Source organism: Chryseobacterium viscerum, from assembly GCF_025949665.1.
Lineage (GTDB): Bacteria > Bacteroidota > Bacteroidia > Flavobacteriales > Weeksellaceae > Chryseobacterium > Chryseobacterium viscerum_A.
Map to the genome: position 1 here is coordinate 1,152,803 of NZ_JAPDFT010000001.1, position 16,971 is coordinate 1,169,773.

General features: G+C 35.6%; 13 protein-coding genes. 12 read left to right on the plus strand and 1 reads right to left on the minus strand.

What is annotated here, in order from left to right:
- Positions 1-40: 40 nt before the first annotated feature.
- From OL225_RS05195 to OL225_RS05245, 11 genes are all read left to right on the plus strand, one after another.
- Complete coding sequence (locus OL225_RS05195; protein WP_264517512.1) at positions 41-679, plus strand: hypothetical protein; 639 nt, start codon at positions 41-43, stop codon at positions 677-679.
- A 174-nt stretch (positions 680-853) separates the two neighbouring features.
- Positions 854-1,261, plus strand: coding sequence for a 5-fold beta-flower protein (locus OL225_RS05200; protein WP_264517513.1), 408 nt, complete (start codon positions 854-856; stop codon positions 1,259-1,261).
- 406 nt (positions 1,262-1,667) lie between these two features.
- Entirely contained in the window at positions 1,668-2,525 is an 858-nt protein-coding gene (locus OL225_RS05205; protein WP_264517514.1) for a hypothetical protein, read from the plus strand.
- A 54-nt stretch (positions 2,526-2,579) separates the two neighbouring features.
- Positions 2,580-3,461, plus strand: coding sequence for a hypothetical protein (locus OL225_RS05210; protein WP_264517515.1), 882 nt, complete (start codon positions 2,580-2,582; stop codon positions 3,459-3,461).
- A 708-nt stretch (positions 3,462-4,169) separates the two neighbouring features.
- Complete coding sequence (locus tag OL225_RS05215; protein WP_264517516.1) at positions 4,170-4,907, plus strand: hypothetical protein; 738 nt, start codon at positions 4,170-4,172, stop codon at positions 4,905-4,907.
- Positions 4,908-5,577: 670 nt separating this feature from the next.
- Positions 5,578-6,894 (plus strand): ATP-binding protein, encoded by a 1,317-nt coding sequence (locus OL225_RS05220; protein ID WP_264517517.1) that lies wholly within the window; start codon positions 5,578-5,580, stop codon positions 6,892-6,894.
- A gap of 77 nt (positions 6,895-6,971) precedes the next feature.
- Positions 6,972-7,541 (plus strand): hypothetical protein, encoded by a 570-nt coding sequence (locus OL225_RS05225; protein WP_264517518.1) that lies wholly within the window; start codon positions 6,972-6,974, stop codon positions 7,539-7,541.
- Positions 7,538-7,978 (plus strand): lysozyme, encoded by a 441-nt coding sequence (locus OL225_RS05230; protein WP_264517519.1) that lies wholly within the window; start codon positions 7,538-7,540, stop codon positions 7,976-7,978. The genes OL225_RS05225 and OL225_RS05230 overlap by 4 nt, the downstream gene beginning before the upstream one ends.
- A gap of 323 nt (positions 7,979-8,301) precedes the next feature.
- Entirely contained in the window at positions 8,302-9,141 is an 840-nt protein-coding gene (locus tag OL225_RS05235; protein ID WP_264517520.1) for a hypothetical protein, read from the plus strand.
- 14 nt (positions 9,142-9,155) lie between these two features.
- The gene (locus tag OL225_RS05240) at positions 9,156-10,175 is read left to right on the plus strand and encodes a hypothetical protein (protein ID WP_264517521.1); all 1,020 of its coding nucleotides are present in this window, start codon (positions 9,156-9,158) and stop codon (positions 10,173-10,175) included.
- A complete protein-coding gene (locus tag OL225_RS05245; RefSeq protein WP_264517522.1) occupies positions 10,175-15,001 on the plus strand; it encodes a hypothetical protein in 4,827 nt (1,608 codons plus the stop codon). The genes OL225_RS05240 and OL225_RS05245 overlap by 1 nt, the downstream gene beginning before the upstream one ends.
- Positions 15,002-15,169: 168 nt before the next feature.
- On the opposite strand, the gene OL225_RS05250 is transcribed toward OL225_RS05245, so the two are convergent.
- Positions 15,170-15,616 (minus strand): hypothetical protein, encoded by a 447-nt coding sequence (locus tag OL225_RS05250; RefSeq protein ID WP_264517523.1) that lies wholly within the window; start codon positions 15,614-15,616, stop codon positions 15,170-15,172.
- Between the two features lie 502 nt (positions 15,617-16,118).
- Here OL225_RS05250 and OL225_RS05255 point away from each other — a divergent pair.
- Positions 16,119-16,970 carry a hypothetical protein gene (locus OL225_RS05255; RefSeq protein ID WP_047378110.1) on the plus strand — a complete coding sequence of 284 codons (852 nt, stop codon included), beginning with the start codon at positions 16,119-16,121 and terminating at the stop codon, positions 16,968-16,970.
- The last annotated feature ends 1 nt before the right edge of the window (position 16,971 follow it).

Sequence of the window (16,971 nt, forward strand, 5' to 3'; positions counted from 1 at the left end):
AGTTTCTTAAACTAATATTAAAAAAATAATTAATAATAAAATGAATAACCAAATAAACGAACTCCTCTATCACTATAACGAAGATGGAAAAGAAGGACATGATCTAAACGAAGTACAACTCCTTGAAAAAATAGATCCGGACAGAGTTGAACAATTAAAATTACTTCTTCAAAATGACAACCAATATATTGCTTATCAGGCCATGCTTATTTTATTGGCGTGGGCAATACCGGAAGGATTTGAACAACTTGATCGGTTCATTTCCGAAAAATGGGATGAAAAAGAAAATTTTGAACCCCATAGACTTCATAGTGAAGATAATGTATATGATGTAATTACAAACGCCTTATATATTGCCACATTGAATGGAAAAACGGAACAGGAACTTTATCCATATATTAAGCATTTTTTGAATATTTATGGTGATAAATTTTTTGAATCCAATCTAAAAGATTTCCTTTTAAAGAAAAATTGCCAACCACTTTTAGAAGAAATAGAACAGGCAATACAGGCAGCCTTACAAAATAAAAGATATTATCAGGCGAGTCAGCTGTTTCCGGTACTTGTTCATTATGATAAAAGTACTTTTAATAAATATGCAGATATTTTTAAATCTTTGATAAAAGAAGATGATAGAATTGCATATAATATTGAAGAAGCAGAAAAGAGCATGCAATAATCTGTTATACAATTTGTATAAATTTAAAAGAAAGTCTATTACTACCGCACGAATCTTTTCGTGCGGTTTTTATTTTCAATCATTTTATCTGTAAGTTTTATCTTTATAAAAGAATAATCAATACTTTTGAATACATCAAATAATCAAAGTTAATAACTCATTAAAATATTGAATATGAAAAAAACACTATTCTTTTGTTCCCTGCTCTTCTGTCTTTCCGTAGGTGCCCAAACTATAGAATCCGGAAGCCACAGTACCACAGGATATATTAAAAGTGACGGAACCATAGAAAACAACAGCCATTCCACCGTGGGATACATTAAAAATGATGGGACTGTCGAAAATAAAAGCAGAAGCACTATTGGGTACATCAAAAGTGACGGAACTATCGAAAACAAGAGCCGCTCTACAGTGGGCTATGTGAAAGAAGATGGAACAGTAGAAAACAGCAGCCATTCCACTATTGGTTACATCAAAGATGATGGAACAGTTGAAAATAGCAGCCACAGCACTATCGGGTATGCAAGAGGAGTCAAAAAAGAATGGGCGGCGGTAGTGTATTTCTTCTTTAAACTGGATTAATTATCAACGCTGCGAAAAGAAATTAGCATTAAGCATATAAGCTGAAAAAGGCTCGGATTTTATCATCTGAGCCTTTTTTATTATAGATACAGGCCAGGTTTTATTAAATAAAAATACAGATCTGGTTATTTTACTTATTCGGAAAAGAAAGGCTACTGCAACTACAGAATAGACAGGTCAAAAAACTTTCACAGGAACAAAAAAAGTATGAATTTTGGGCAATGAAACTTAAGAAGTCATCATCCGGTTTCTTACAAGTAAATGTTACTGCAACTACAGCGTAACGAGGCTAAAATCCTTTTCCAGGGATAAAAAAGGATGAGTTCAGAACTTTAAAACATAACATAAATTATCATTGAAACCAAAGTGTAATTATGCCCGGAAGCATAACTTATAAAAAAGTATTATGGAGGAAAATAAACTAACAACCAGAGACCAGTTAAAAATCTATTTTGAAACAGGGAAATATCCTACAGAAAGTCAGTTTGCGGATTTAATAGATTCTTTAAGGCTTAGAGAAGATGTCTTTACCAAAAGAGAACTAGCCATTTTTGCCAATAATTTAGCAGCTATTGACAACATATACGTTAATTTTTTAGCAAATAATGTCGGAAATCTAAAATTTTCAATAGTGGTAAGCACGAATGATGAACCGGATCAGGTGATCTCATCTACTGATTTCAGAAGCTTTTTAGATAAACGTTATATTATAGGCAGCGCACCTTATACTATAAAAGTAAAAGAAATCTTAGAAGGTGATTTGGGAGAAACGGAATATTATAATCTGGCTTACCAATTAAATCAGACTTATACCATTTACAGATTATTCGGAAATAATCTGAATGCAGTTTCTGCTGGTTTTGACTTTGGAGAGGTAGAAAGTATCGGCTTACCCATACAAATCACAAAAGGAGCCTATGGAAGAAAAATAAACATTTTAAACACTAATGTTAAGTTCGTTAATAAAACGGAAGTACCTATCCAATATAGAATAGAAGCCGTTGGATGGGGCGATCAATATAGAGCTGAAGATACCGTTACTGATCATTATGATCTGGGAGATTATTTGACCTTCTTTTATAAGGCAGACCTTACAAAAATCAATCAACACATAAAGTGTGAAGTTTATAATGCCGACAATGATACCCTTTTGACGACAGGTTATTTATCAGCAGGACAAAACCAGAATTCTGTGAATGGCGGCCAGATCAATGAGGTCAGAAATGTAAGAATCGAATGCAGCTATTATGAGAATGTAAAATAATGAGCTCCGGACAGAGCATGCGTAGAAATGAAAACCAAGGAACAATAAAGTAATATGGAAGAAAATAAATTAACCCCAAGAGAAGAATTAAAAACCTATTTTAAAACCGGTAAATATCCCACACAAAATCAATTTTCTGATTTAATAGATTCTTTGAGGCATAAAGAAGATGGTCTTACTAATAAGGAAATAGTAACTCTTGCCAATAGGTTAGGAGCTATTGAAAACGGATTCATCGGCTATGTAAATTATGCTGCTGCAGATGAAGAGTTTCCGATTGTAATAAGTTCACAGGATGAAGAAGATCAGGTAATTGATGCGGGTAAAGGTAATAACACTGAAGGAGTAAAGCAATATTTCCTGGGTAGTGCACCTTATACTATTAAGGCAAAAAAATTCTCAGCAGAAAATTTAGGAGAAAACGAATATTATGTTTTGCGCTACGAAACAGATCCAACATATATGTTTTATAGTATGATGTCTAGATTGTTCGGGAATACCCTGCCTTCAATTCCTGATGGGTTTGACTTTGGTCCCCTGAAAGGTAAAAGATTTTATTTTGAAATAAGCAAGCGTAGTTATGGGCAAAAAATAAACATTGTAAACACAAATATTAAATTTGTTAATAAAACTGATGCCTTTATTGAATATATGATATATGGAGGAGGAGGTCTTTGGGGGCATGAATATACAAGTGGAGATATTGTTACAGATCATTATGATATAGGGGATTTTCTGACCTTTTTTTATAGAGCAGACCTTCGGAAAATTGATAAGAATATCGAATGCAGGATCTATGATGAAGATACTGACCAGCTTTTAGCCACCGGTTACCTGGCTGCAAACCAAAATAATGTAAACATTCCAAATAACGGGAGTACCAATCAAACCAGAAATGTCAGAATCGAATGTGATTATGTCATCAATGAAAAATAATCATATTAGAATATCTGAGCAGCAATCGATATACAAAGCATTTTTATTCCTGCAATAATGATACTGGCATAATCAATTCCAGCAGAATGGATCTGAGAATAAAGAAATGTAGATTTTGAAATCAGGTAATAATCATTGGATTCTAGAAAATTAAGAGTTACTGCAACTACAGACAAGCGGGGGCAAAAAACTTTTATAAGAACAATAAAGTGATTAATTTTGAACTGTTATCACAACATAAATAATAATTGCTATTAGATAACAAAACAAACCTTATCCTGCCAATACAAAAGATATTTGGATCACAAGGCAGCAGAGAATTAATCCATTACATTCTCATGACTAAAAATACAACCTCAATAGGATAAAATATTCTGTAACAGAAACTTTTCCATTGGAATTTCATCCGCAATGCGAAACGAGGGTTGTCACATCTATTTTTTTTTTTTTTAAAGCAAATAATAAATTCTGTGGAAATGGAAGGCGGAAATGTATTGCAGAAAATGAAGGAACGTGAATCATAGATTTTAGGTGTAATAGATTGTTTATGAGGAATATGTGGATTACTGCAACTACAGGATAGAGAGGGTGAAAAACTTTTATAAGAACAAAAAAAGAATCAATTTTGAACTTTACATCACAACGGGTAATCAGCTCCGGAAAGCGGTTATAATAAGAACATAAGCCAATAAAGAAAACTAAAATATCATGGAAGAAAACAACATATTAACCCCAAGAGAGGAGCTGAAAACCTACTTTGAAACCGGGAAATATCCTACAGAAAGCCAGTTTGGCAGATTCATAGATAATTATCTCCATTTAAATGAGCTTAATTTCGGACTGGATGTAAAGGCATCAGCAGATTGGACAGCGAAATATTATCATTTCTATAGAGCCGGGAATATTGAAAAATCAGGACGAGGGCATATCAATCTGGAAGCAGAATCCGGAAGAGAACCACAGGCTATAGATAATTATGTACATACTTTCAGCAGAAGTGTAAGTTATAAATATTTAAAGGTAAAATTATCAAACGAATTGGATATTGATAAATACAAACCTAAGATTATTATAAAACGTTACAAACAGAAAAAAAAGGTCAAAAATGGATTCAAAGATGCAGGTTTTTACAAGGAACAGCAATTAGATGCAATATCCCTGGGAAGAATGTCCGAATACCCTGTAACGTCTAAAGAAATGATTCTGGATATTAATCCTATTAATTATTTCAAACCTGGATCACAGTTCAATGAGTTTTATCCATCGGGTACACTTACCAGACCTGGTTCATTCAGACATACGGTTCATCATAGAAAACCATTTTCTCTTATTCAGATGCTTTTGGAAATTGAGATAAATGGGAAAAAATATACATCGTATCCCGTTAATATAAAAATTATTTTGGGACGGGACTTTTACGATTTGGTTAATTACATTATTGATTAATCACAAACATACCTCAATCGGAGAGATACTCATTGGCAGGACACCTTTTAGCGTCTGAAATCCAGGAATTTTCTGATGTGTAAATATTGGAATCTCCTTCTGGAAGCAGAATGACGGGCCTACGGATCTACTATTCTCTTTCAGCCGCAGATTGATTCTTTAAACAGAAGGACTCCAATGAAGGAGCGACTTTCCGAAAGCAGCTGCTGTGTCAGCTGTGGAGAGACACTCGAATGTGAGCTACTTTCCGGTTGAGGTTTTCTTAGCAAACTACAAAATACAATGCACTCTCCTTGAGATGCTGCATGATATTTAAAACATATAAAACATACAACACACCTCAATCGGAGAGATACTCATTGGCAGGACACCTTTTAGCGTCTGAAATCCAGGAATTTTCTGATGTGTAAACACTGGAATCTCCTCCTGGAAGCAGAATGGCAGGTCTTCATATCTCTTGTTCTCTTTCAGCCGCAGATTGATTCTTTAAAAAGAAGGACTCCAATGAAGGAGCGACTTTCCGAAAGCAGCTGCTGTGTCAGCTGTGGAGAGACACTCAAATGTGAGCTACTTTCCGGTTGAGGTTTTTTGAAATCAACTACAAGATAAGTGAATGTGTCCTAAAGTGAGAAGGATGCAATACACCGGATCTTAAAAAAGATAAAAACTAATGGAGTCAGAACAATTACAAAAATTATTTACTCATTTAGAAAAGGTTATTACATGGCGTATAAACAATCCTTCAGAGGATTTTAATGTAGGAGCCCCTGAATTTAACACTAATAACCATGAGAATTTTCAATTAGGAGATTATATTTCAGGGAAGGAGCTTGCCCATCAGGAAGTTGTGATTCTTTTAATGGCTTTATTACCACGATTGGATCCATCATTGCTGAAACGCATTTATTTGGAGTTTCCAGGTAGTGAGCTGTTTGACTTTTGTTCAACCAACGATAGCGGCAGGCTCTTTTATCCTACAATTCAGGCCGCTCAATACATTTTAGGAGGAGATAGTATTTCAGGACGATTGAAATCACTGGATTATTTCAGCCCGGATTCGGTTTTGAGTAAAGAAGAACTCATTGTTTTTTCAGGTTCAGCCCATGAACATGCATTAATGAACAGCCAGATAAATGTTCATGAAGAAGCTTTTAACAAAATCATTTTTGACACGGAATTATTGCCGAAAATGAGCAATGATTTTCCGGCAGAACAAATACTCACACGTCGATCATGGACAGATTTAATACTTCCTCAAACTACGTTACAGGAACTTAAAAGTATTGAAGCCTGGTATAACAGCAGCCGGATTCTTATGGAAGACTGGAACATGCAGACAAAACTTAAACCAGGGTTCAGAGTGTTGTTTCATGGAGAACCGGGAACAGGAAAAACTCTTGCCGCCAGTCTCTTAGGAAAATACACCCAACGTCCTGTTTTCAGAGTAGATGTTTCTATGCTGGTCTCAAAGTACATTGGAGAAACAGAAAAGCAATTAGCTAAACTGTTCAACAAAGCAGAAAATAAAAACTGGATTTTATTTTTTGATGAAGCGGATGCTATTTTCGGAAAAAGAACCTCTGTAAAAGATTCCCATGACAAATATGCCAATCAGGAAGTTTCTTATTTGCTGCAACGCATAGAAACATTTTCAGGGCTTATTATTCTGGCATCCAACTTTAAAAATAATATGGATAAAGCCTTTACGCGACGCTTTCATAGCTGCATACAATTCAATAATCCAAAACATGAGGAGCGTCTGCGTATCTGGCAGCAAAATTTACCCGAACAATTACAGCTTGAAGATATTGATCTGGAACAAATTGCCCAACGATATGAATTGACAGGTTCTAATATTATGAATATCATACAGGATGTAAGCTTAAAAACAATTGCATTAAAAGAACCTGGTTACAAAGTAAGTGCAGACATGTTGTTGGATAGCATCAAAAAAGAATACGTAAAAGAAGATAAAATCTTTATGTAAAAATTTGAATTTCAACTGGATTTCCCGGAACTGAAGAATTCAGGATAAGCCTGTTCAATTTTTAAAAACTAAAACCAATGAAAACAAAGATTCTGCTATTGCTCATATTGAGCAGTCTCATGTTAGGCTGTCGAAGCAAACACAAAATTACAACTACATACAAAGAGAATACAAAGGAAACAGAAAAAGTGAAAGTTGATTCTTCAAGCTTTCAAAGCTTACAATCAACTCAAAGTATTTCAGATAATGTATTGCTGAAGGAAGAGAGAAATGAAATATCCGGAGATCTGTTGATTAAAGGAAAATCTGATGCGTCTAATCCCCTTGTTTTCCATAATGTGGTGGAAGGTGATACCATTCAGCGTATTTCCATCGTGGGAAATGCAGAATATTCCATCAGCAGCTATTATGCAAAGGTTAATCGTGAAAAATCTGAGGTTAAAAAAGAAGAAATTACCCATGCTATTCAGGATGTAACCCAGAAAACGGGTTCAAAAGAAACAATCAGAGAAGTGGCTTCAAAAGTCTCTGAAGAAACAAAGAAAATTCAATCAGATGGATTTGAAATCCTGGCCTGGATTTTCATTACGATCCTTGGAATTACTTTAATACTCATCTTTTTCACCTACAAATATTTTAAGCTATGAAAACATCACAAAAAGGAATCAACCTGATTGTATCATTTGAAGGCTTCAGTTCAAAGCCCTATCTGGATTCTGCAGGAATTCCGACAATAGGGTATGGTAACACTTATTATCCGGGAGGAAAGAAAGTAACCATGAAAGACCCTGCAATCAGCAAAGAGAAAGGAATAGAGCTATTTTCATCTGTTTTACCAACTTATGAAAAAATCGTTAACAGTAAAATTAAATTGATGCTTACTCAAAATCAATTTGATGCCCTCGTATCGCATACTTACAATACCGGAGGATCAGATGGACTGTTTTCTTTGATTAATAAAAAAGCAGATGAGCAGGCAATCAGAAATTGGTTTACCACGAAGTACATTACCGCAGGTGGAAAAACTTTAAACGGACTCATCCGCAGAAGAAAGGCTGAAGCTGATCTGTTCTTTTCCAAATAACAATTCCCATCTGATAGTGGGGACTTTAAATCATCTATTATCATTGGATATAAATCTTCAAAGCCAGGTGTGACCTTCCTTTCCTGCTTCAAACTGCTCATACAGTTCAAATTTTACGCAAAAATGTTATAGTATCATTGTAATATTTTGAGATCGCAAAAGTGGAATCAGCTTCATTGATTCTTTCTAAGTGAATACATTGCCATATAGCTTCATCTGCAAGTATATGGCCTTCTTCGCTCCTTTAAAATGTCACGCCATAGAAATAATCTTTAAGCCTTTCCTAATTATCAATTTTATCAAAACTAATTATCAATTATCAAATGAGTACACCATTACATACAATTTTCAGTTGGTTTGAAACTGGAGATTTTCCAACAGAAACCCAGTTTAAAGACACATTTTTATCTTTTTATCACAAAGATGACTTAATTCCCATGGAAGGTATTGAAGGGTTTGAAGAAATTTTTCAATTATTTGCCAGTGCAGAAGCATTTCAAAAACACTTAACAGATCCAGCGGCTCATTCGGAATATCTGGCTCTGCTGAATGCCGGTAATCTAACACCAGCTCATGTTGACAACTGGAAAAATAAACTTGGAATTAAAAATGTTGCTACGGTTGACAGTTCTGAGCAATCAGGTAATGTATACACTAAGATACAGGTAGATGGCTTTGTTGATGAATTGAAAGATGCAGATAAGAACCTGGCATCTGATATAGAAAAAATTAAAAGGATACTGTTATCTAATGATCTTTCTTTGGATGAACTTCAGGAAATAATTGATTTCATTAAAGAAAGTCGTGACGATATTGAAGCTTTGAAAGCTGTTTCAGGGCAGACAAGTGAAGATAAAGTAAAACTGTTACTTGACTACGATTGGCTAAGCAGCCCGAAAAACCAACAGGAATTTAATAGGCAAATCTATGATAAGGTCTTGCTGCTCTCACAGACAGCTACAAGTGCAGTAGTGCAGATTACCGGAAGTGCTGTATTTCCCAATACCCTTGAAACGGAAAATGTGATCATTCAAGCCAGGGACAGTGTTACAGGTAAAAAAATAAATATTGACGATTACGCAACCAACCAAACCATCGAGATTAAGATGTTAGGAGACCTCGCTAATCCAATTAACATTCTCATTTTAAAAGTTAAACCATAAAAAAATAAAGAACTATGAATAATAACGCAGTAATCAGTAATAACGCACATCAGGATAATTTTTTTGGTGAGCTGCAACGTACCCGTTTTCATTACCATACTTCATTTCCTGATACGAATGGAGTTCCTGCAGGTTGGATAATTGATTATAAGGGGCAGCTGCATCAATGGAACGGAGCGGAATGGATTAATCTGGCTCAGAATTATGTACATCCTGATTATCCGCTGACTAATAATCCATTTCAGACAGATCAGACAAGCGGACTTCTATTGCTAAGTCAGATCCTGACCAATAGTTCAGGGCATGTTATTAAAGTCGCAGGCCGAAATCTTACCAATGCAGATATTGTCTCTATTTTTCTGAATGACGCTACTCAGTCAGGTACTTATACATGGTCATCCAATAAGATTAAAACTTATATTGAAAACTTAATAGGACAAAGTCTTACAGGAGCATTGATTTATCAGCCAGGCGGCTATATTCCTTCTACTACTCAGGGTTCAATGACGACTCCATCACCCGTTACATCAGCTGCCATTAAAACAGGAATGGTGTGGGTGATTACAGCAAATGGCTGGGTGGGCAATGAACCCGTTTCTGTGGGTGACCATCTTATTGCTAATACCGATGATGCTTCCAATACTCCTAAAAATTATCAGATTATAGAAAAAGGTATTCCTGATATTGTAGATGCTACAGATGCGGTGAAAGGACTGATTCAGATTGCTACAGATGTTGAAGCTATTGCAGGAATTGATCCTAATAAAGCAATGACTCCAAGATCTACGAAAGCGGTTCTGGATGCAAAAATTAAATCCAAAACATGGCAAATCGGAGATGGTTCTTCCGTTACTTTTCCCATTAATCATGGCTGGAATACCCTGAATGTTGATTATATCTGTTACCGCAATACCGATAACAGAAAAATAAATGTAAGCTGTGTGACTACATCAGCAAATGATGTACAAATAGATGTTTTAGCACCTCTTACCCCGAATGAATATAGAATTACTTTAACTGCAAGACTAGACTAATGATTGCTCCTGAATATTTTAACAATCACATCGCTGTAGAAGGCGAAATAATTGTGAAAAGTGTTCCAAACGATGCAGGTTCTGTAATGGTTTGGAATTCTGTAACGAAAAAAATCAGCACCAGAACCCATGCGGAAATAGTTTCTGATTTAAATTTAGTAACAACGAATACGTATCAGGATATACCGGTAAGAAAATCCTTCTCAGGAGGTACAGGTAATGCCTACAATGCAGTAGCTTTAGAATTAAAAGGTAATGGTGCGTCTGATACAATTTACCCCGCAATTTCTTTTCATCAGCCGGGTCTTTATGCTGCTACACTGCAGTATAGGTCAAATGGGTATCACTTTATGAATATCAATGGCAATGCTTTTGATTACGTGAGATCGGCCGGGTATTATAAAGACGGGTCAAATGATGAAAGATTCCTTACGGGAGGCGGCGGGGATTATGATTCCCGAAGAAAGGAAGACTCCTGGTATCATTCCGGAAGAGATTTTCCACAGGGAACATTGATTGAAACTGATGTAGATTATTCTTTAGACTATGGAGACCAGTTTCTTTTAGAGATTAAAGGTAATATGTACGGAACTGATCAGCCTTTAGATTGTAAGATCCAGGGCTATATCTATAACGGTACTATTATTTCTCATAGCGGCTATTCCACATTGTATTACTGGAATGCGATTACTGCATTAAACTTAAACGGTAAACTTTGTTTTTGGTTTACTCAATTATCTTACTGGCAGGGGTTTGATGTAAAAGTTACTGCTGGCTATGGAGGTTTAGACCAGGGTAGAAACAGAGTTACTTCAGTGTCGGATCATCCGGATCCGGGAGGTACAAAAAGGGTTCAGATCAATCTTAAACATTTACTTACCAGAGAAGAGTTAGTTTCTGGTAATACATTTTGGGAGAAGAAAGATACAGGCGGTTATTGGGTATTAGATTCAGACAGACCTATAGCGGGTTTAAACGGTAATAGTTCTCAGGTTATCTTATCTGGTGGTTTATTGGCTTCTTCTGCCTATACCGATTCACAGTTTATTCCTGCACATGGAATACATTCAAGAGGCTTTGTTCAGACAGATGAAGGTTTTCAAAACAGATTCTACAAAGTAGATGAAAGAAACAGAATCTGGTCATTTGCTAATGCTGATAGTTATGGACTTTCCTATTATCAGGGAAGTGCCAATAGCCTGAATGAAGGTATAGGTTTCCATTTTGGAGATGCAGACCATCCTACTCATTTTCTGGGACGGTCAGGTCAGATTTATTCTAAACAAGGTATTTATTCTACTTCATTTACTACAGGAAATAACCAGGTTTTAAATTATGGTAATCCATCTACATTATATATAGGAAACCCTACTATTAATGCTATTATAGAATCTAATAACAATGATATAATACACTATAAGGATGGAGTAAATGGTGTAGTTTGGGATTCTCATAATTTAGATCCGTCAACTTTTGTTAAGTCATCAACTTTAAATAATTATGTTCCCTATAATGGTGCAACACAAGATGTTAATCTTGGGGCAAAGGATTTAGAATTTGATGGTGGGGGATCTATAAATAAACACCAAAATAATGTAAGAATATTTAATAAAGTTTATCAGGGCTATTATGATGTTGGGGGACATACAGGTATTTTAGCTATTAAAATGCCGCAAGCTTCACCAGATCAGGCTATGTTCAGTATTGATATCAATATTTATGGATATGAAAGTCAATACTTAGGTAAAGTGAATGTTGCTTTCTATAAATATGTATCAGGGACTATGGTCTCTAATGGTTCAAAAGCTATATGGGAAGTAACAGATAATTTTCCTACAACTACCGCCAGAATCGGAATTGGAACTGATGGATATCTCAGTATTTTATTAGGAGAGCCAAGTACATTTTGGAATGGGTACTTTTCATTTGAAGTAGCTAAAGTAGAAGTTAAATATGGAAACTATAATCTGGATTGGAATCTGGGATGGTCTCATGCGATAGAATCTAACTTTGACTTATATCCTGCCAATATCATTGTTTTGCCTTCTGATGTAGTGGCTACAAGAAGTTGGTTAACTAATTTTGCAGATAGCAGCTATATCCCTAAAGCAGTACAATATAATGATGACTTCAACAGTCTTGGAGGTTATGCCAGTTCTGGAATTTACAGAGCCAACAATAACGCAGGAGGGGTTCAGCATTTATATAGTCCTATGCTGCACATGGGTGCTCAGGATACTACAGCACAGTTGCAGATAAAATATAATGATGGTAATGCAGACGCAGGAGAATTAGTCTATAGAAGCGGGCATAATGGAAATTGGACACTATGGAGAAGAGCCTGGGATAATGTAAATTTCAAACCAAATGATTATCAGACAAGAAATACAGATGAAATTGTATCGGCCGCAAAAACTTATTATAACAGAATACCTTTCAAACTAAAAAATAGTTCATATAAATCCTGGTCCATTCAGAAACCTACCAATAACAATTTAATATTGGCACCTTCTGTTACAAATAATGCAGAAGATTGGGATTTAAGTAATGGTATAGAATTCACTGATGCAGGCCAGGTTTCATCAAAAGGTTTCAATAAAGTTGGGTATAATGATAACTATATCTTAACAGCAGGCGGAGGCCAGAGATTAGCCTCAGATTTTGTATCATCTTCAGACTTAGGAAACTATCTCAGAAAAGATGGCGGTACTATGACAGGTGCTTTTAATATAGAGACACCAGCTATGTTAGGTAGGTGGAAAAGTACTGCACAAACAGGGAATTATCTGACCTGGCAAAAATATGACGGAGCTAAAGATATAGCTTATATCGGAGCTGATGGAAATTCTGCCTTATGGGGCGGAACAGGAGATAGTTTTGTAGTTCGTGCTGCAAATGGCGGTGATTTATTATTGAGTTCAGATAGTGGTGTTGTTAAAATTCAGGGAGGTATTCCGTGGACTACCAACAATTTAAATCCCGGAGAATACCTGACTAAAAGAGGGAATCATCAGGATGCAACCGCAGTGAAAACTGATTATCCTTTAAGCGTTACAGATTGGGCTACAGGTACCGGATTCCCGTCTACTTATGGTAACTCTTTACACATTGCAGGAAGTAATACATGGTATCATAGAATAGATTTTCCTTTATTCAGCAACCACTTAGAGTATTGGCAGGCGATAAATACAACAACCATGACGAAAAAAGGGAATATTCCTTTATTGTCAGATGGAGAAACGCTTTGGACCAATAATAACTTTAATCCTGATGCTAAAGTTAATTCCGCCGAAAATGCTCAAACACTAGGATTCTCAAATGGTTTATCAGCAGGTGCGCCTTACATTTACCATAGAACAGATGGTTATGTATTTTTAGCAACACAAAGTTGGACAAACAGCAAGTTTGTTAATGTCGATGGCCAACAGGATATTACCGGACTTAAGATTATTAAAGGGAGAGGAAAAAATACAGGTACAGGCTGGGGCAACACCAGTGCATCTGCCGAGTATTCTTTCTTGGTAGAAACTGAAAGTGGTCCAAATACTGATAATCAGTATACGGCTTCCATCGGGTTCTCCTCTAATAGCGGAACACAAGCCGGTATATATGTAAGAAGTAATGACGGAAATGGTACATCTATGGCTTTTGCAACTACTAATTCGTTTGCAGCAGGGCCTCAGATAGCGATGACTATTGATAATTATGGTGCCGTTGATCATGTAAGATCAAGACCAACATTTCAGGGAAATACAATTTGGGATACCGGTAATCTTACCCCTACGATGATCAGTAATTGGAACGATAAGTTTAAAGACTTAAAATATGTTGCTGATTTAAATTTAGTTTCTGAATCTGGAATTTACAGACAGGAAGCCCCGTCTTCCGGGTTTAATTATACCACTACTTTAAATCTGAATTCAGCTGATGGCAGACAACAGTTAACCATCGACAGAACAGGCGGCGGCATGAAATTCAGAGGAAGCTATGCAGGGGCCGGAGATACAGGATGGCAGCCTTGGAGAACTGTCTGGAGTGATTTGAATTTCTCACAAAGCAATATTGACAGCTGGAATTATATGTCCAACAATAGCATTATTGTCAACCAACAATTTACTAATCAGACAGGTAACGGATTAATGGTTGTTGATAATTATAATGGTGGAGAATCCGGTATATATAATGAAAAAGATAAATTCTATTTAGCGGTATTAAAAGATGAATATTATAAATATTCAAGCAGCTATAAGGGCTGGGAAGGTATTAATTTCAATAGAGGAAACAAAAATATTGGTATTGGTGCACCAGCTAATGACTCACATAAAGTAAATATTGCAGGATCATTAAATGTTTCAGACTCCGTAAATGTTGGGGGCTCAGTACAAGTTTCGGATTCAGTAGATGTTGCTGGTAGAGTATATGTTGGGGACTCGGTAAAGGCCATTAATAACTTTAAATCCGAAAATGAAGATCCTAATACTTTATTTATTCCGGACGGAAGTTTATCACGTCTTGATGATGAGATTACCAATGAAAAATCCAGAATGAGATTATCTCATGGCATGATTGAACAGCAGCCGGGAACTCAATATTATGATTCTGATAATAGAATGCTGGTCATCAGATGTGTATATGGTGAGCATTTTATATTAGGAAAATGTTTCCGAGGTCAAAGAATATTGGTGTTAAATGCTAGTGATAATTGGCAAGGATTTGACATAGAAAGTGCAGGGTATTCATACAAAATACCACCATATAGCTCTATCCAGTTATTTGTCTGGGATGAAAAGACAGTTTATAAATATGCAGAAAATAAGATGTATTAAAACTGAAAAATTCAGAAACAAAAGAATATATAACTTATATAAAATGGCGTCACTTTGTCCTAAAGTGGCGTCATTTGACTGCTTGTGACCAGAACGGATTACCCTAAACTAGGTTTATGGAGAATCTTGATGCTTTTAAGAATAAATAGTATCGGGCAATTAAAAAAATTAATGAACAAGTGCCCATATTAAAACACCAATTCCGGCATACACAGTAACCGTAATGATATCAGCTATGGGTTGCGAAAAACGTTTTTCTGCAATTTTCTCACTGTTGATCTGGTTCTTATGAAATTTCAGAATTTTTTTAGGATTATAAACAGCGTGTGCAACCAGACTGTCGCTTTCCCATCTGTCAACTATTATTTTATAGCTCTTTCCGTCAACGTCAATCTTAACATTTTTGTTAGGGGCAAGTTTCTCCTGAATACTAACCTGAACAGGTGGTTGAGCTGTTGCATTTTGTAGCTGCGTAGAAGCCTTACCTACAGATTCAGCAGTCTTTTTAGGGTCCTGTTTATTGTTGGCCGCTGGATCCGGCTGTTTTTTTACCTGATAAGTATAACAGCTGGTAAGGGAAAATGATATAAGGATGAGATAAAGATACTTTTGCATTGGCCAAATTTAAGAATTAAACGGAATATTTGGCATTTTCTTTTAAAAGATCCTGTTTTTATAAAAATGATATCTCCAAATGCAGAGTCAGACAAATGATTCGGTTCGTTTGAGTTTGCTGAATTGTAATTTACTGCAACTACAGAATGGAGAGGCTAAAAAACTTTCACAGGAGCTTTAAAAATAAGAATTTTGGACACAGTAATTACAAACAGGATCACTCTGTTTCAGAAAAATAAAGTTTACTGCAGCTACAGAATAGGAAGGTCAAAAAACTTTGAAAAGAGGATAAGAAAAATGAAATTTGAACTCCGATAACATTGACAAAAAGTATAGTTTTCCTGATGTCTGTAGATAAGTAATCCGTTAATTGACAAGATGATAAAAGAGTGAATTAAAATCACTCAAAAAAAATAGAATTTCATTCAGAGCAATCGGCCTATAAAATAATTTAGGTTCCGCAGTTGTCAATTCTATCAAAACTAATTTTCAATAATCAAAAATGAGTACACCATTACATATAATTTTCAGTTGGTTTGAAAAAGGTGATATTCCTACAGAATATCAATTTAAACAGACCTTTTCATCATTCCGTCATTTAGATGAAAAAATCAAAATGGACGAGGTGATGGGCTTACAGGAAGCTTTTCAGGAAACACTGTCTACCACCACTTTTACAAATCATCTGGAAGATGAAAATGCACATGTTTCAGTGCTGGCAAAACTGAATGCATCCAATCTTACAGATGCCAACGTAGATGAATGGAAAGAAAAGTTAAAAATCAAATTAGCCGCTACTATAGATGGAGGAGGGGAGATTGGAAATGTCTATACAAAAGAACAGATCGGGGAAATTGTAAATGCAATTCAGACAAAGGATAATGAAATGCTTGAGCATATTGCCAGAATTAATGAAATACTGCTCTCTAATGACGCCAATCTTGATGAACTTCAGGAAATCGTAGACTATATCAAAGAAAACCGGCAGCAGATAGAACTGCTTAAAGAGGATATTATCAGAAATATCTCAGATGATAAAATTAACCTTGCCGGCATTTATTCAAACTGGGGTGCAGTCACCTATCAAAATCAGTTTAATGATTTGGTGTATGCTAAAATTAAAAGCATCGAAGATGCAGCCAGTTCCGAAAAAATTAAACATGAAGAGAGAGTGAGGGGAGACTCCAGGATAAAACATGATCTTGATACTTTAAGCTTTGTGATTGATGCTTACGACACCGTCACAATGTTTACAATACCCATTAAGGTAAGAAGAATAGACACCAATACTATTGAAGTGCTGTTTGACTCATTACCACCAAATATAATTCAGTTAACAATTAAAAAAATATAAT